The organism is Methanobrevibacter sp. V74, assembly GCF_963082495.1.
Lineage (GTDB): Archaea > Methanobacteriota > Methanobacteria > Methanobacteriales > Methanobacteriaceae > Methanocatella.
On record NZ_CAUJAN010000001.1, the window covers coordinates 509,477 to 528,652 of the forward strand.

Below are 19,176 nucleotides of genomic sequence, written 5' to 3' on the forward strand. Positions count from 1 at the left end.
TTAATTATAATTATAATTTTAGTTATTATAGGTCTTAGATACATTAAAATTCTCAGACCCTATGAAAAAGGTGTTGTTGAAAGACTTGGAAAATATAATAGAACAGTTTCAAGTGGTGTGGTTGTATTAATTCCATTTTTTGAAAATTTAGAAAAGGTAGATTTAAGGGAACAAGTAGTTGATGTTCCTCCTCAGGAAGTAATTACAAAGGACAATACAGTAGTTGTTGTTGATTGTGTAATTTTTTATGAAGTTGTAGATGCATTTAATGCCAAATATAATGTAGTTAATTTTTACCAAGCTATTACAAAACTTGCACAAACAAATTTAAGAAACATAATCGGAGATTTAGAACTCGATGAAACATTAACTTCCCGTGAAATGATTAATGCGGAATTACGTGATGTATTAGATGAAGCTACAGATAAATGGGGAAGTAAAGTAGTGTAGAAATACAAAAAATCGAACCTCCACAAGACATTGTAGAAGCAATGAGTAAACAAATGAAAAGCAGAAAGAATGAAAAGAGCATCAATTCTCGAAGCTGAAGGTTACAAACAGTCCGAAATTAAAAAATCTGAAGGAGATAAACAAGCCGCTATTTTAGAAGCAGAAGGTAAAGCAGAATCTATTAAAAAAATGGCTGAAGCAGATAAACAAGCTTCAATTTTAAGAGCAGAAGGTGAATCTCTAGCTATTGAAAAAGTATATGCTGCAATTCATGAAGGAAATCCTGATGATGGCCTTATAGCTATCAAATACTTGGAATCTTTAGAAAAGATTGCTAATGGAAAAGCTTCAAAAGTATTTTTACCATTTGAATCAAGTGGTGTTTTATCTTCAGTTGCAGGCATAGCTGAACTATTTAAAGATAATAAAGAGGAATAACTTTTATTCTCACATTTTTATTTTTTTCATTTATACATTAATCACCAAATTATCAAAGACATTAAATCACATGTTAGTTATGTATAAGTTATTTTAACTAAAATTTAAGTTATATGCATAAACAATCCCTAAATTTAAATCGTATTTTTGAAATACTAAAAAAATAAAAAAAATAATATCTAATGAGCAACATTAGATAAAAATTAAACAGATTAAATTACTACATCTTTAAAAATAGAACCGTCAGTAGATGTAATTATAACTAATTTTCCATCCCTTGCATAATTAAACATGTAAATGTTTGAATTTTCAAGCAAATAACCAGTTTGACCATTGTATGTAGTTTTATTTCCACCTAAATATCCTGCAAACTCATCATCAACTTTTTGTCCATCATACAAAGCTACAATAATGGAAATAACATCATTATCATCATTTGTAAAAGTTTTTCCATTTGATGTGTATGTAATGCCGGCACTGCTGTTAGTTTGATTGTTTATTGCTAATTTTTCATTTTCAGTATAACCTGCGGGAATTTGAAAATCAACACCATCAATAGTAACATTTTGAGCTTCTGAAGAATTATCTCCACCAAATAAAGAACCAAAGTCAAATGCAGAAGCTGAACCTAATACAATTATAGCCATCAAAAATATTGATAACAAGAACAAAATATATCTCTTCTTCATTTTAATACCTCCTAGCATATGCTAATAATTTTGTTAGTATTTATAAATAAAGATATATGATTTAGGTCTGTCAAATTAATTATCAGTATTTTTGTTCAATTATACTATACGCTTTGATTATATTGCATAAAAATTTAATTTTTCTTATCTAATAGCTGCATTTTTTTATTTTTAACTGGGTGTCCGCCAAAAGCAAATTCATCTAGGCAACATTTTCTTTATTTTTTACAATTGAAGCATTATTTGTGTTTGTCAAAAATTAATTTTTGAGTTTTGGCGGACACTCAACTATTTTTTAATTATTCAGGTTAATTCAATTTCTGAATAAACAATCATTATATACTTTATTAAAAATTTCTCTTTTAATAATAATTTTATTTATGAATTATCATATGTGAAAATTTAGACAATATAAGTAAAGAAAAGTATTAATAAAATACTGAATAAAAAAAGCATTATGAGATTATCAAATTGAAAATTAAGAAATTAAATCGAATATACAATTAATCAGATGTAATAAAATAAAAAAAATAAAATTTTTAAATTTTATTTTTCACGTTTAAATATGATGGAACCTGTAACCATGAAAACAGTTAATAAAAGTAGTAACGGATTACCAGTTTGATGTAAAGCAGTTTCTTTTACATTTTGCGCATTATCTGTAGAAGGATTATTACTTGCACCTTTATCAGATGAATTTGCACCGAGTAAATCGTCATTTACACTGCTGACATTATCACTACCTTCTTCATCGTCATCAATAAAGTCTTCAAATTCAGTTTCATTTTCATCTGTGGAATTATTTTCATCGGTTTCATTATCGTCATTTGTTGTATTGGCATTATCAGAACTTGTATTATTTTCTGGAATTGTTAAATTATCAAAAGATTTTGCAGAAACATCATTATCATATTGCATGATGCTATGGGAATCTATTGCACTAACCATACTAATTGAAATGAGGGATAACATAACTATTAATAAAAATCCCACAATTTTTGTGTGTTTTTTAATATTTTCACCTTTTATTTTTTTTTTTATTAAATTGACATTATTTGGCATAACTTGCCGAAATAATACCTACTTTTTTGTTTAATATTTTTAACTATAAATATTTTTTTAATATAAATCAAATTAATTTTATAAAAATGTTAATTTTAAATATGGATGTGAGTTTATTTATTTCATCACCGATTTTAGTTTCAGATGTTGCAAATACAATTTTACCATTGGATTAAGAGTTAACACTTTAATAAAATCCATGGTACTTTCTATAGTATTGATGATGATACGTATGTGAACAGATTGATTTATAGAAGCCAGGTTGTGGTTGTTATGCTTTGAAAGGACAAATACTTTGTTCATGGCTGAAAAAAATTCAGTGAAAGAACATGAAGATTCTTATGGCAGGCATCGAAAATTACATGACATAAGAATTCTACTCAAAGACGTATACAACAATTATCCAAGAACTAAAAAATTCCGAGATATAAAATCTTGTATCTAATTTTTTACTAAACAAATAATTATCATGCTTCTTTTTTATCTATATTCTGTTTAATTAAAGTTTATAAAAAGGTTTAAATACATAATTAACAAAACCATATTTATACATCAATATAATTTTATAAATTTTTCAAATAAAATATAGGAGGAAATGTGAAATGAGCATAATTGATTACTTTGCCAGGAATATCGTGCCTAAAATGTATCGTGGAAAAGGTGCTTTCCATCCTGCAGCTACAGGCGTGCTTGATTTTGGTGTAAAATGTATTCGCGAATATGATGTTAATATTTTTTTTATTCAAGAAGACCGACATCTTATAGCTATTGATGCAGGTTATAGGAATTATAGTAAGATTATGGAGAAATGCAATAGGATAGGCATTAATCCTGCTAATGTAACAGAGTTGTTTTTGACACATGTTGATCCAGATCATGCCGGCGGTCTTGATTGTCGATACGATTCCCCATTTAAAAACGCAAAAATATATCTTGGAAAACTGGAGGAAAATTATCTTACAAATACTTGGCATCGCAAGAAAATAGGGCCAATCGGATTAAAAAACCCTGTTAAGATTCAAAATAATTATCGTCTTCTTGAAGATGGTGAATCTGTAATGCTTGATGATTTGAAAATTACATCGCTGCTGGTGCCAGGACATACTTTGGGACATAGCGCTTACATTATTAATGACAATCTTCTATTTACCGGAGACTCCCTTGCCCTTAACGATACTGGAGGATACTGCTTCTTTGACATTTTTAATCTAGACAGTGATTTAAACAAAAAATCCCTTGAAATTCTAAAAGAGCGAATTAATGACTATGATATAAAAGCTGTTTTTACCTCCCATAATGGATGGACAAAAAATGTACAGCATGCATTTGCCCATATAGATACCATACCTACCCTTTCAAAAGAATATCCTTTTGATAAGACCGCACCATATGATTGCTTTGAAAATCCATAAGCAAAGTTGGAATTGTTGAAAATTTATTTTTATAATTAAGGATAATTTTAATCAATTAGTTTAGATAGATTTATTACTTTTTTAATTTGTAATACCTTCATTTTTATTAAAAAATAGCTAATTTCAGTTGATTTAAGTTAAAAATAAAGCTTTTTGTTTGATTGAATATAGTAATACATTTATAAAATTATTGAACATAATCTCGGAAAAATCAACTTAATTTTGTAATGTTACAAGAATTATTTTCCAGTATTACTTTTTTTAAAAAAACTATGAAAACAGTAATAAGATAATTTTATATCATTATTACTACTGAAAGAAACATAGGCTTGTTTAATTAACTTGTCTATTTTTTATAATTTATTATAGGAGGAACAAATAAATGAAACAGCACAGTCTTTATATTATAACATTATTGGTCATATTTTTAGCTATAATGAATAGTGTATCTGCTGAAAATTCGTCTAGTGATTTGATTTCAGATATTCAATATGATAACAATGTTGATATTAATATTGCTGATGATAATCAAAAGTCTTATCAAAGTGTATCTTCTGATTTGGATGATGATAATCTTAAACTAAATGATAATTCTCAAGAGAGCAATAGCATTCTAAAAGGTAATTCCTCATCTGATTTAAAAATATATAAATTAGGTTATGACGTTACACGTGCTGCAGACAAATTACTTAATTTCTCATCTGCTGATGACATATTAGTGATTACAACTGCAGGTATGACTTGGATTGATAATAAAACTACTGAAAGTGCATTAGGAGGAATCGTCGATGCTTCAAACAATTATGTAAGTTATGGTAAAGGTAATATATTAACATTATCTTCCACAAGAAAAGATCCTACCAATATTGCATTTTTTATTAAAAAGGACAATTCATTAACTATGGCATTTTATAAAAATGGGTCTTTAACTCCGATTTTCTATGGAAATGCAGGTCCAACATTAAGCGCCAGTGAATGGAAAAAATTACAAAAAGCATTAGGTGATGAAGATGCATATTCATACATTAGTATATCTAATGCATGGTCGGCAGGAATGCCTAATGATGTGTTAACTCAAGCTACTTATCATGGACATGTTTGTACTGGTCTTATTAGTGGCCAGGCAATGATTCAAACATTATTAACTTATTATCCACCAAAAGATGAATTTGGATTGCCATTAGAACACACTTCCTATTATGTGCTTGGAGTTCCGGGCGGGTCTGAAGATGATGCATTTACATGGTCATTAGACATTACTCCAGGAAAAAGGGCTTACATAGGTATTGATACCATGGTTAATAAAGCCATGACTGGATTTATCCGATGGAATACAACTTCTAATACTGGGATTATTATTATAATGAGTTATAATGAAACTGCAATAAAAGAGAACTTTAAAAAAATATTTGGTTTAAATCCTGATGCCAGTGCAACTAATGACTTAAAATACCAAAACTGGCTTATCAATAAATTACATACAAATCCAACCTCACTTGTTACAATGCTTTATGAATTTAAAGGATTGACTAAAGATAATCTTGAATATCTGATGGGATTAGAAATCGGTAAAGGTAATGTAGTTAAAAGTGCTCATGGTTTGGATATGGATTATATTCTTGGATTAAACTTAACTAAAGCAACTCGTGAAACTAAAGTTAATATTACTGAAACAAAATTGAGTGACAAGAAATTAAAACAAATAGGCATAGATGCTTGTAACAAAGCAATTGAATATTTTACTTCACAAGGAATTACTATTAAAAAAGATTTAACTAACTTCTATGTTTTAACTTCAGCAGGATATGTTAGAATTAATGGCACTCCTACTTCAATGATATTTGATGGTATTTATGAAGTGTTGGGTTCAGCATTATACAAAAAAACATTACTTCCAGTTCATACACCTATATGGAAAGATTTGGTATTTGATTTTTATTGGGTAGATGCAAATAATGTTAAAAATGATTCTTCATTTAGTTTAAAATATGATATTGATAACGATGAATTGGTTATTACAGGCAATACTAGTAAAAACGCAAATTACATTCTTCAGAATGCTATAAAATATGACCCTCCATATGATGTATTAATAGGATGGTTATTCCACAATCACGTATGCGGTGGAAGTGCGCCAGGTTATTTAATTGCCGATTATATATATGAAAACTTCCCTACTAATGAAAATGAATCATATATCTACTTAACAACTAATGCAAATTGTAAAGATGATGTAATTTCAAGAGTTTTAGGTGTATCACCAGGTATGGGGACATATTATAATTTAAGATATGATAATAATAAAACAAACTCAACAAATGTAGGTATTGCAATTAAATGGAATAGCAAAACCAAAACTGGAGAATTAATTATTATTAACCTTGATAATTGGGGTGCAGGAGCCCTGTTTAAAAAAGGATCCAATATGTATGAAGAATATATTAAATTATATAAAAAAGATTATTCCTCTCCAAATTTAATTTCCAGACCACAGATTTCAATAACCTCAAGAAAAGAAATTAATGAGGAAATGTTGAACAAAATTATTGGAGGAGCAACAGATACTAAAGAGGGAAATTCCATTGCATATATTATGGGTCTTCCAGACAAACTTCCAATTAAAAATGAGGAAAACAACAACAATAAAGATAATAAAAAAACACCAATAAATGAAAACAAAAAGAAAACAGATGGGAAGCTTATAAATAATAGCAGTTCATCTTCAAATTCTATTAATTCTAATACTCCTACAACTGGAACTTATGGAAAATCCTATGGTGAAGGGTTATCAGTTGGAGTTTCAAAAAATACTATAAATGCAAATAATGAACCTGAAAGTTCAGATGCAAGTTCCAGTGATGGAAAAACTTATGAAATAAGTAAAACCGGTGCCAATAAAGAAATTAATTCAAACAGCATCGTTTTTGCAATATTGGCAATTATTATTTTAGGCGGTATTGTTGGATATGGTTACATTAGAAAAAATAGAAGCAAATAAACAGTAAAGTATTTTCACATTTGTGAAAATACAATTTTTTTATTAAAGGAGTAGGATATTATTAATAAAGGATTAAAATACGTTTTAATTATTATAATAGCAGTTTCAATGGCATTATCTGCATCTTATGCTCATCCTGGGCATGGCCATTATGCAGATGAAGTTACCTCTGAAGATGTTAGTCATAGTGATCACCCTTCAAGTGATTCACATGCTAGTTCCAGTAAGAAATCATCATCAAAAAGTTCACCAAACGGTGGAACTTCCCACAGTAGCTCAAAATCAAACAAAGATTCAAGCTCGGATACTTCAAATTCGGAGTCATCAAATAAACACACTTCATCACAAAACACTGAAAGTTCAAAAAACTCTGCTGAAATTGTAACTACACAATCTGAAATATCGGACAATGCTCCGGAATCAAATAATACACCGGATAACACAAGTAACACCACCAATGATACAATAGCTGAAGAAGTGGAAAATACAAACTTGTTAACTCCAACAAACATATTGTTATTCGTTTTGGTTTTCATTGTTGGATTTGGCATGGTTATTTTATTTGATAAATTTAAAAATCGGCGATAATCATCAAATTTATTTAAAGTTTTTTAAGATTAGTTGTAATCTTATAAACTTTATAAAAGAATTTATGGTCTTTTGGGCGATTTTATCTGTCTTCATTTTTTAAACAGTGTGTTAGGCAAAATCAATTTCCCAGTATTTTATCTGTGTTCAGGATTTTACAAAAAAAGTGATTTTTTAAATCATAGTCAATATTAAACAGTAGATTGAACCTTTTTTTATAAGTATTGATATTGGTGAATCAATTCTGATGATGGGAATTAATTTATATATGAAAAACTCGAAAGTTATGATAAGAAACACTGAATTAGTCGGAATATTCAAAACGCCCTATTGCAAAAAAAGTATGGGGAAATGCCAAATATAAAGTTTATTTGAATCTATCCATGGAAAATAAAATACATGATTTCTGGAAATTGAATCTAGATTTTATTGAGGGATGTAAAGATTGTGAATTCCATTATTATGTTTTATAGCTCATTAGAAGAAAATTTGACTAAAAAAACATTATTCAAAGATACTATGTTCTTTAAGTGATTATCATGGTTAATAACTTTTTAAAAAACAATTTAGCAATTTTATTTGGAAATGTGTTCTTTAGAATTGGAGGATACATATATAAATTTTTAATGGTATATCTTTTAGATACAGTTTCTTATGGAATTTTAACTGTTGTTTCTCCTTTCCAGAATACTCTGCAAGTTTTAGCGGCAGGAGGTTTGCCTCCAACAATAAGCAAATATATTTCCGAGTATAATGCGACTAATAATGAAGAAGAATGTTATAAAATCATATTGGTTTCTTTTAAAATTGCAATATTATTAGGAATTCTTTTTGGATTGATAATGGTTTTTTTCATCGCACCAGCTCTTGCAAAAATTTATAAAAATCCAATATTATTGGTGCCATTACAATGCATTGGATTAATAGTTCCTTTTAGTGCAGTAGTAGGAGCATTCAGAGGAATATTTCAAGGGGTTTATAAGATGCAATATATTTTAGTTAGCCGTGGTGTTGAGCAAATCATGATGATACTGTCCTCAATTTTATTGATTATACTTGGGTTTTCAGTCGTTGGAGCATTATTGGGTACTGTAATTGGATTTTTTTGTTCATTAATTTCAGTTATTTTCATATTGCATAGATATTTTTTTGACATATATAACGGAATATTAAAATTAGAATTAGGTTTTAAAGAAGAGATTAAGATTGCATACAAAATAATTTCATTTTCCATTCCAGTTATTTTAACAGCTATCTCAGAAATAGGAATATATAGTATTACAACAACAATAATGCCATTGTTTATCACTATCAGTGAAATAGGATATTTTGGAATAGCTGAACCAATTGCTAGGCTGCCATTAATGATTTCTAATTCACTATCCACAACAATGTTGCCTGTTTCATCAGAAATGATAGCTACAAATAAAAAAGATACGCTTAAAAAATATATCTTCAATGCATTTAGGTATAATTTAATCATAATGGTTCCAATTTGTTTGTTTCTGATGATTTTTTCTAGAGAAGTACTTTTAGTAATGTTTTTTACAAAACCTTCATATTCAAAAGGAGCAAGTGTTTTATCAATATTGACTTTAGGAATGTTTTTTTATTCAATATTCTCCATATCTTCCAGTATGATTCAAGGTTCGGGGAAGCCTAAAGTTTCAATGTATCTTTTGATGGGTGCTTTTGTTCAAATATTAGTTTTAAGTTTTATATTAATACCTCATTTTGGTGTAAATGGCGGGGCAATTGCTACTGCCTTGACAACACTGACTATATCGTTAATTTCTTTATTTTATCTGAACAAATTAGTTTCTATTAATTTTAATATTTTATATTATATAAAAATATTATTCGCAGGATTAGTAACCGGAGTTTTTTTATTAGTTCTGCCTTCAAATATTTTGGGATTTTGTTTGGGATTAATATTCCTATTGCCAGTTTATATTTTAATCTTAATGTTAGTCAAAGGATTTATAGATGTTGATTTAGAGATTTTATCAAAATTTGAAAATAAAATACCTGTTAAAAATATCTTTGCAATTTTCAGAAAAATAATAATTAAAGGAATGGATTAAAACTATAACATCTATTCCTATTGATGATTTAAATTACGAAATTGTTTATTTTTGAATTCTTCGAATAAAGAATTGTATAATCATATTTAAATAATTCAAAACTTAAGTTATAAATTATTTTTTGATTAATTTAAGCACTTAAAATTATTTTCATTATAAGCTATCCATTGGCTTTGATAAAAGCAAATATCATGAAAAAACTGTTTTTGAGGAAATATTTATTTAAAGCGAAATCACAATAGTTTGAAAGGCATTCCTAGAAACTTAAGGTTTTTCTTCTTTTTTTATTCTTAATTTTTTTACTAAATTGCTTAGTTTTTACTTATTTTAATTGATTTTATCTGTGCTTATTATGATACTTTATTGAATAGTTTTAATTTACTTATAGTTAGTTTCAATAATTAAGCATAGTTTGTTTATATATTATTAACTATAAATATTAATATTAGTGATTAAAGTTTTTTTAGTTACTGATTAAGTTAATATGGAGGTGGACTGAGGTATTATTTTGATAGATTCATCATAGATTTTTTTAAAATATTCGATTGTTTTGTGTCAAAAAAATATATTACTGAGGCCAATAGATTCATTAGGGAAAGGAAAATGAACCAAAAAGATTGTATGGTTTTATATTCTTTCTCAAAGAGGATGTACAGGATTATATTGAATCGATAAGATTTTTCACATTAATGATGAAAAAAAGATTTCGAGACGATTTCAAGTCAAGCAATTGGAAAACAAAGAATGTTCATCAACCCACAGGCATTCATCGACTTAAATGAATGTTTTTATTGAGAAATTATATGGATAAATTTTCTGGATTTTACCCGTATACAGTTCCCTGTTGGTGATGAGAATTTGTTACGGGAAAAAAGAATTCGGGCAAGAGTTTCGCTTTTTAGATGTTCATTCTAAACATATTTATAACAGCAAAAATTGTTGAAACAACAGTAAAACGAAATAGATCTAGCAAATAGAACACTTAGAAAACATGAAACGTCGATTCAACATTTGAAAAATTAATCACCATTTTACGATAGAGGATATTCGTCAATTGAACTAAATGGTAAAAACCATGGATCTAAACTCTAAATTCCATAAATACGACGGCCAAAAAAATGTATTCCAACATCAAATCAAACAAATGAAAACTAATGATGAAATAATAACAATTAATCTAAACAAAATAGCAGATTAAGAAGTTTTCGTGACAAAAAATTAAAAGAAAAAGCACAGAAAATAGGAAGATTATAAAATCCGAATTGCACTAGTTGATATAGGAAAAAATGAACCATAAAATACTTGCAACAAATCTAACACCAGAAGAATTCTCAACAGAAGATTTAAAAGAATTATACAGAAAAAGATGGACAGTAGAAAACAGGATTCGACATATTAAAAAAATCTAAATCGAAAATCGAAGATTTCAATGGAACAAGAAGAACAATAATCGAACAAGATATTTTACGCACACATATTCATCTATAAACCTAGCAATAACAATTAAAAAACATGCAGAAAACCATATAAACACGAACACCAAGAAATAAAGATGAAAAAATCGTTTATCAATCAAATTTCGCAAAAATAACAGGGAACATATACCTGTATATTCTTCGACCTGATTTTTGAAACGAGACAAAAAAGAGAACAAATAATTAATTTCATAGTAAAAGAAGCCTCAAAAGAATTAACCCAAGAAAAAATAGACGAAAAATATAAAAAAGCACGAAAAGCCCCGGATGTTGAAAACAAACATCCGGGAAACAAGAAAAAAACACACTAAAGACACATTAACTTTTAGTGCATTAATCTTTTCTTGTTTACCTTTTTGTTCACAATACATATATAAATCTTACGAAAATTCAAATCCTCCTCTAAACGTGATAACACGGTTATTAATAATGATAATAATTAAAAATTTCATCTGGAAAACCCTTAAGTTTCTAGGAATGTCTGGCACTTTCAAAAACTTGTGTGATTTGAATTTTCACTAGTTTTTGAGTCACGAAATTTTTTCGTTCTATTTTTTCTTTATTTTTAATTTAAAAGTAGTAAAATTAATATATAAGGTGGAACTTAAATATTAATATGATTAATAACAATATTAAAGCTCCATATGAATGTATGGAGTTAAAAGAATATAAACTTTCCGATTTTATTCCAGAGTTTTTTCTGAATTCCGTCAATCTGATGATCTTTCTCGATTTGGTTGTGAAAATATTTTGCTGATAATCTATATTAGACTGGAAAAAAGAGGTAAAACTTATTTTTGAAAAATAGAATTAGTATTTGTCCAAGTTGTAAATCAAAAGATGCTGTTAAAAATGGAACTTATGAAAGAAAACTAATTTTTTTAAGAATTGGAGAACAAATGTGCACTATTCAAAAATATAAATGCAAAAAAATGCGGTAAAGTCTTTTATACAGATTTTATCTTCACTTGTTTATTCTAATTCTAATATTACATTGCCTGTTGTTGATTGTATTGAGAATTTGTATCAAATTTATGGAGCTGGACTCCATAAAATACGATTTGACTTAAAACAACAACACAACATCGAAATCTCACATCAAAGCATAGAAAACATATTATTAAACTCAAATTATCAATTTAACCATGAAAATTGGACTTATTTATGGTTTATTACTTATTCGACAGTCTTTGAGTCAAAATTAATGGAATTTGGAATTATATTTTAGCATTATTCGACGTTAAACTAAATACTTTAGTTTCAGTCAAATTAGTCGAATCAGAAGATTCTAAGACCATTTATCAATTCTTAAACGAATCCCTAAGAAATCAAAAGAAAATATCAATATGAACATGATTTAAAACACGAATATCGAGAAGCAATAAATAAATTAAAAGTAAAACATCATTTCTGCAAATTTCATGTAAAACAAAACACAAACAAAAGATTTAAAGACTATTTCAACAAAAACCAACTAACAGACGAAGAAAAAGAAATCTTAACAGATTTAAAACAAGATATTTATAAAATATTAGATGCAGAAACACTCAATGATGCTAAAAAAACTACGAGATATTTTGATTGATAAAAAAATACCCTCAAAACAACTTCACAAACAAAATTCTATGGAAATTCATCATTCCTTACTTTAAAAAATTAACGAACCACCTTGAAAACACGAATATTCCATCTACGAACAATAAAATCGAAAATATATTCCAAAAAGTATTCCCAAAACACATAAAAAGAACAATGAAAATAGAATTAGGTCTTTTAAGCCGATTCATGCTAAAACTAAATTATTGGAACATAAAAAATGAAAACAAAAAAAAATCACACAAGTTTTTGAAAGAGCCGAATGTCTAGGAATGGATAATATTATATATGTTAAAATATAAAAAATAATAATTAATGTGGTTTTAAAATGTTTTTATTAAATAAGCTTTTTGTAACAAATAATAATTGTAGTAAGCATATCATTAAAAATACACATACTTTTAACAATACATATAATGAATCAATTTACATCTATGTCCCTAAAAAAACTACAATCTTCAATAAAACTATTAAAAACATTAAGAACAAAGTTTATAATGGGAAAATATTTAATAATGCCACATTAACCAACGTTCAAAAAACTTTTATTTATAATATAAAAGTTAATAGAAACCCATTTTACTTTTTACCAAATCATAACTCAGCAATAATTAATTGTAGGGAGGGGAAACATCATGTTAATCTCCACCCTAAGCTATGGGATATAGATAATGTAATTAATAATGTTTTGAATATAAACTTTAGAGCTTTTATTAGCTTAACTTATTTTAATTATTTAAATGTTTATATTATCTTAAATAAAATTAAATCTTTTTTAAGTAATTTAAATGTTTTTTCAGTTAATACAAGTAAACATACTAATATAAAGTTCAATAATGTGGATTTAACTATTATTAAAAATCTTCCTTTTACAGATAAGATGATTACTTTGGTGTATAATAAAATGTGTTTTAGGTTCTATGGTTTATTTAAAAAATTAAAATGTGAGGTGTGTAATTGATTAAAATAAATCGTAAATTAATAATCTTAGCTTTAATTATACTTATATTTTATATTGGAATAACAAGTATTTCTGCTGCTAGTTTTGATGATGTTCAAGATAAAATTGACATAGCTACTAGTGGCGATGAGGTTTATTTAGAAAATACTACCTATGATGGTAGTGGTATGGAAATTACTGTCAATAAGGATCTTACGATTCATGGTGGTAGTGCTATTGATCATAATAAAAAATCTACTTTGGATGCAAAAAGATTAAGTCGTATATTCGATGTTACAGGTAACCATAATGTTTCATTTATTAATCTAATTCTAATTAATGGTAAAGCAAACAATAATAATGGTGGTTCAATCACTATTTCAAATAGTAACTTTATTTTAATAAATTGTACTTTCATAAACTCATCCACTACGGGTGATTCTTATAATGGTGGAGCTATATATCATAATGGTGCTGGTAGTTTTAGTGTTGTTAATTCTAGTTTTATAAATTCTTCAACTAAAGGTCAAAATTCTCATGGTGGAGATATATATCATAGTGGTGATGGTATTGGTAGTGTTGTTAATTCTAGTTTTGTGAATTCTTCAACTAAAGGTCAAAATTCTCATGGTGGAGATATATATCATAGTGGTACTGGTAGTTTTAGTGTTGTTAATTCTAGTTTTATGAATTCTTCAACTAATGGTCAAAGTTCTCATGGTGGAGCTATATTTAATTATGGTGCTGGTAGTTTTAGTGTTGTTAATTCTAGTTTTATGAATTCTTCAACTAATGGTCAAAGTTCTCGTGGTGGAGCTATATCTCATAGTGGTACTGGTAGTTTTAGTGTTGTTAATTCTAGTTTTATGAATTCTTCAACTAATAATATTAATTCTCGTGGAAATCTGGAGCTATATTTCATAGTGGTGATGGTATTGGTAGTGTTGTTAATTCTAGTTTTGTGAATTCTTCAACTAAAGGTCAAAATTCTCATGGTGGAGCTATATTTAATTATGGTGCTGGTAGTTTTAGTGTTGTTAATTCTAGTTTTATGAATTCTTCAACTAATGGTCAAAGTTCTACTGGTGGAACTATATATCATAATGGTACTGGTAGTTTTAGTGTTGTTAATTCTAGTTTTATAAATTCTTCAACTAAAGGTCAAAATTCTCATGGTGGAGATATATATCATAGTGGTGATGGTATTGGTAGTGTTGTTAATTCTAGTTTTGTGAATTCTTCAACTAAAGGTCAAAATTCTCATGGTGGAGATATATATCATAGTGGTACTGGTAGTTTTAGTGTTGTTAATTCTAGTTTTATGAATTCTTCAACTAATGGTCAAAGTTCTCATGGTGGAGCTATATTTAATTATGGTGCTGGTAGTTTTAGTGTTGTTAATTCTAGTTTTATGAATTCTTCAACTAATGGTCAAAGTTCTCGTGGTGGAGCTATATCTCATAGTGGTACTGGTAGTTTTAGTGTTGTTAATTCTAGTTTTATGAATTCTTCAACTAATAATATTAATTCTCGTGGTGGAGCTATATTTCATAGTGGTGATGGTATTGGTAGTGTTGTTAATTCTAGTTTTGTGAATTCTTCAACTAATGGTCAAAGTTCTCATGGTGGAGCTATATTTAATTATGGTGCTGGTAGTTTTAGTGTTGTTAATTCTAGTTTTATGAATTCTTCAACTAATGGTCAAAGTTCTACTGGTGGAACTATATATCATAATGGTACTGGTAGTTTTAGTGTTGTTAATTCTAGTTTTATGAATTCTTCAACTAAAGGTCAAAATTCTACTGGTGGAACTATATATCATAGTGGTACTGGTAGTTTTAGTGTTGTTAATTCTAGTTTTATGAATTCTTCAACTAATAATATTAATTCTCGTGGTGGAGCTATATTTCATAGTGGTGATGGTATTGGTAGTGTTGTTAATTCTAGTTTTATGAATTCTTCAACTAATGGTCAAAGTTCTACTGGTGGAACTATATATCATAGTGGTGCTGGTAGTTTTAGTGTTGTTAATTCTAGTTTTATGAATTCTTCAACTAATGGTCAAAGTTCTACTGGTGGAACTATATATCATAATGGTGCTGGTAGTTTTAGTGTTGTTAATTCTAGTTTTATGAATTCTTCAACTAATGGTCAAAGTTCTCATGGTGGAGCTATATATCATAATGGTGCTGGTAGTTTTAGTGTTGTTAATTCTAGTTTTATGAATTCTTCAACTAATGGTCAAAGTTCTCATGGTGGAGCTATATTTAATTATGGTGCTGGTAGTTTTAGTGTTGTTAATTCTAGTTTTATGAATTGTTCTACTATGGGTGCTAGTTCTTCTGGGGGAGCTATATATGCTAATGGAGGTAATTTTAGTGTTGTTAATTCTAGTTTTGTGAATTCTTCAACTACTAATGTTAATTCTCGTGGTGGAGCCGTTTATATGGAATCTAATGCTAATTTAACTAACAATATTTTTATTGGAAGTTCTGCTATTGCTAATGGTGGAGTTATATACAATGCAGGTACTCTCTACTTAAAAAATAATACTATGGAAAATTCTACTGTAAGCAATCCAAATGGAGGTAGGGAAATTTACAATAATAATGTTGTTTATATTGCAAATTTAACTTACTTAGATAATACAACTATTAATGTAATCTATGGCCATAATATTGAACTATGGGCAAATATTACAGATGATATGGGCAACACAATCACAGGAAAAAATATAAATTTCATAATCGAGGGTAATAATTACAATGCAAATGCTATTGAAGGATTAGCAAAAATTAATTTCAATGCAATTCTTAACCCAGGAGTATATACTGTTCATGGAAATTATTCTGGTCATGGCAATAAGCCCATTATCCTTAAAAATGGCACTCTTATTATTAATGCAATTGCTGATTTAACCATAACTAAAACTGTTAATGTTACTAATGCTAATTATGGTGAATACTTATCATATACAATAACTGTATTTAATAACGGACCAAACAATGTTACTGGTGTTATTGTTAATGAAAAATTACCTGATGGACTTGTTTATGTTAGTGATAATGGTAATGGTAAATATGATCATATTACTGGTCTTTGGACTATTGGTAATCTAACAGTCAATGATAATGTTGCTCTTGTTATTACAGTTCGTGTAAATAAGATAGGAAACATTATTAATGTTGTTAATGTAACTGCTAATGAGTATGATAACAATACTGTGAATAATAAGGCTAATATTACTGTTCTTATTAATGCAATTGCTGATTTAACCATAACTAAAACTGTTAATGTTACTAATGCTAATTATGGTGAATACTTATCATATACAATAACTGTATTTAATAACGGACCAAACAATGTTACTGGTGTTATTGTTAATGAAAAATTACCTGATGGACTTGTTTATGTTGTTAGTGATAATGGTAATGGTAAATATGATCATATTACTGGTCTTTGGACTATTGGTAATCTAACAGTCAATGATAATGTTGCTCTTGTTATTACAGTTCGTGTAAATAAGATAGGAAACATTATTAATGTTGTTAATGTAACTGCTAATGAGTATGATAACAATACTGTGAATAATAAGGCTAATATTACTGTTCTTATTAATGCAATTGCTGATTTAACCATAACTAAAACTGTTAATGTTACTAATGCTAATTATGGTGAATACTTATCATATACAATAACTGTATTTAATAACGGACCAAACAATGTTACTGGTGTTATTGTTAATGAAAAATTACCTGATGGACTTGTTTATGTTAGTGATAATGGTAATGGTAAATATGATCATATTACTGGTCTTTGGACTATTGGTAATCTAACAGTCAATGATAATGTTGCTCTTGTTATTACAGTTCGTGTAAATAAGATAGGAAACATTATTAATGTTGTTAATGTAACTGCAATTAATGAGTATGATAACAATACTGTGAATAATAAGGCTAATATTACTGTTCTTATTAATGCAATTGCTGATTTAACCATAACTAAAACTGTTAATGTTACTAATGCTAATTATGGTGAATACTTATCATATACAATAACTGTATTTAATAACGGACCAAACAATGTTACTGGTGTTATTGTTAATGAAAAATTACCTGATGGACTTGTTTATGTTAGTGATAATGGTAATGGTAAATATGATCATATTACTGGTCTTTGGACTATTGGTAATCTAACAGTCAATGATAATGTTGCTCTTGTTATTACAGTTCGTGTAAATAAGATAGGAAACATTATTAATGTTGTTAATGTAACTGCTAATGAGTATGATAACAATACTGTGAATAATAAGGCTAATATTACTGTTCTTATTAATGCAATTGCTGATTTAACCATAACTAAAACTGTTAATGTTACTAATGCTAATTATGGTGAATACTTATCATATACAATAACTGTTAAATTTAATAACGGACCAAACAATGTTACTGGTGTTATTGTTAATGAAAAATTACCTGATGGACTTGTTTATGTTAGTGATAATGGTAATGGTAAATATGATCATATTACTGGTCTTTGGACTATTGGTAATCTAACAGTCAATGATAATGTTGCTCTTGTTATTACAGTTCGTGTAAATAAGATAGGAAACATTATTAATGTTGTTAATGTAACTGCTAATGAGTATGATAACAATACTGTGAATAATAAGGCTAATATTACTGTTAAAGTAAACCAATTAGTTGATTTAGTAATCACAATAAGCTCTAATAAAAAAACAGTTTATATTGGAGATGTGGTTATTTGGGCAATCAAAGTCAAAAACAACGACCCATGCGATGCTATAGATACATATGTATTGAGTAAATTACCATCAGGATTTAAATATATTAGCAGTTCAACAAACAAAGGATCTTATGATAAAAAAACTGGAAAATGGAACATTGGAAACCTATCAAAAGGAAAAAGCGTAACATTAAAAATAATTACAAAAGCAACAAGCACTGGTAATTATACCATGATTGCTTCTGTAAATAGTACTGTTAATGATACTAACTCTTCCAATAATCTGGATAATGCTACAGTTAAAGTAATTAAAAAAGAAAACAAAAATCCTGAACATAATAATACAAAACCAAATAAAAGTATAGTTAGTACTTCAAATCATTTAAAAAGTACTGGTAATCCTTTGTTAATGGTTTTACTTGCATTATTATTTATTTCAGGAAATATCATAAGAAAATATAAAAAATAGCTAGAATTATTTTATAATTCTAGTTACTTTTTTTTTTTTTTTTTTGAGGATGTGACACGAAGTCACAATTTTTTCTAATTTTAATTGACTAATTTTCCTTTAATTTTATATACTATGAAGTACAATCTTTTATTATAGATATTAATATTTATGGTTGTTTTATTCATGGTTTTAAAAGATGATAATATAAATCAGACTATGTTGGTCCCTATGGACTTGCGAAATTTAA

Annotated in this window: 13 protein-coding genes; 11 read left to right on the forward strand and 2 right to left on the reverse strand. The window is 27.7% G+C overall.

Features of this window, described 5'->3' with window-relative positions; all coding sequences use genetic code 11:
- The first annotated feature begins 48 nt into the window (after positions 1-48).
- A complete protein-coding gene (locus Q9969_RS02475) occupies positions 49-450 on the forward strand; it encodes a paraslipin (RefSeq protein ID WP_305554153.1) in 402 nt (133 codons plus the stop codon).
- Between the two features lie 69 nt (positions 451-519).
- Positions 520-888, forward strand: coding sequence for a hypothetical protein (locus Q9969_RS02480; protein ID WP_305554056.1), 369 nt, complete (start codon positions 520-522; stop codon positions 886-888).
- Positions 889-1,100: 212 nt separating this feature from the next.
- Here the strand turns inward: Q9969_RS02480 and Q9969_RS02485 are convergent, their stop codons facing one another.
- Both Q9969_RS02485 and Q9969_RS02490 read right to left on the reverse strand, forming a co-directional pair.
- Positions 1,101-1,577 carry a hypothetical protein gene (locus tag Q9969_RS02485; RefSeq protein ID WP_305554059.1) on the reverse strand — a complete coding sequence of 159 codons (477 nt, stop codon included), beginning with the start codon at positions 1,575-1,577 and terminating at the stop codon, positions 1,101-1,103.
- A 546-nt stretch (positions 1,578-2,123) separates the two neighbouring features.
- The gene (locus Q9969_RS02490) at positions 2,124-2,549 is read right to left on the reverse strand and encodes a hypothetical protein (RefSeq protein WP_305554061.1); all 426 of its coding nucleotides are present in this window, start codon (positions 2,547-2,549) and stop codon (positions 2,124-2,126) included.
- Positions 2,550-3,241: 692 nt separating this feature from the next.
- Between Q9969_RS02490 and Q9969_RS02495 the strand changes: the two genes are divergently transcribed.
- The 9 genes from Q9969_RS02495 (at position 3,242) to Q9969_RS02535 (ending at position 18,947) form a co-directional block, all read left to right on the forward strand.
- A complete protein-coding gene (locus tag Q9969_RS02495) occupies positions 3,242-4,051 on the forward strand; it encodes an MBL fold metallo-hydrolase (protein ID WP_305554063.1) in 810 nt (269 codons plus the stop codon).
- 382 nt (positions 4,052-4,433) lie between these two features.
- Positions 4,434-7,049, forward strand: a complete 2,616-nt coding sequence (locus tag Q9969_RS02500) for an FmdE family protein (RefSeq protein ID WP_305554065.1) — start codon at positions 4,434-4,436, stop codon at positions 7,047-7,049.
- A gap of 108 nt (positions 7,050-7,157) precedes the next feature.
- Positions 7,158-7,637: a hypothetical protein gene (locus Q9969_RS02505; protein ID WP_305554067.1), complete on the forward strand. Its 480-nt coding sequence runs from the start codon at positions 7,158-7,160 to the stop codon at positions 7,635-7,637.
- A gap of 539 nt (positions 7,638-8,176) precedes the next feature.
- Positions 8,177-9,721 (forward strand): flippase, encoded by a 1,545-nt coding sequence (locus Q9969_RS02510; RefSeq protein WP_305554069.1) that lies wholly within the window; start codon positions 8,177-8,179, stop codon positions 9,719-9,721.
- A gap of 1,286 nt (positions 9,722-11,007) precedes the next feature.
- On the forward strand, positions 11,008-11,130 hold the full coding sequence (locus tag Q9969_RS02515; RefSeq protein WP_305515162.1) for a transposase: 123 nt from the start codon (positions 11,008-11,010) through the stop codon (positions 11,128-11,130).
- A gap of 863 nt (positions 11,131-11,993) precedes the next feature.
- A complete protein-coding gene (locus tag Q9969_RS02520) occupies positions 11,994-12,137 on the forward strand; it encodes a transposase family protein (RefSeq protein ID WP_305554072.1) in 144 nt (47 codons plus the stop codon).
- On the forward strand, positions 12,119-12,424 hold the full coding sequence (locus Q9969_RS02525) for a hypothetical protein (protein WP_305554075.1): 306 nt from the start codon (positions 12,119-12,121) through the stop codon (positions 12,422-12,424). Before Q9969_RS02520 ends, Q9969_RS02525 begins: the two co-directional genes overlap by 19 nt.
- Before the next feature lie 1,325 nt (positions 12,425-13,749).
- The gene (locus Q9969_RS02530; RefSeq protein ID WP_305554078.1) at positions 13,750-14,697 is read left to right on the forward strand and encodes a hypothetical protein; all 948 of its coding nucleotides are present in this window, start codon (positions 13,750-13,752) and stop codon (positions 14,695-14,697) included.
- Complete coding sequence (locus Q9969_RS02535; protein WP_305554081.1) at positions 14,694-18,947, forward strand: hypothetical protein; 4,254 nt, start codon at positions 14,694-14,696, stop codon at positions 18,945-18,947. The genes Q9969_RS02530 and Q9969_RS02535 overlap by 4 nt, the downstream gene beginning before the upstream one ends.
- Positions 18,948-19,176 lie beyond the last annotated feature (229 nt).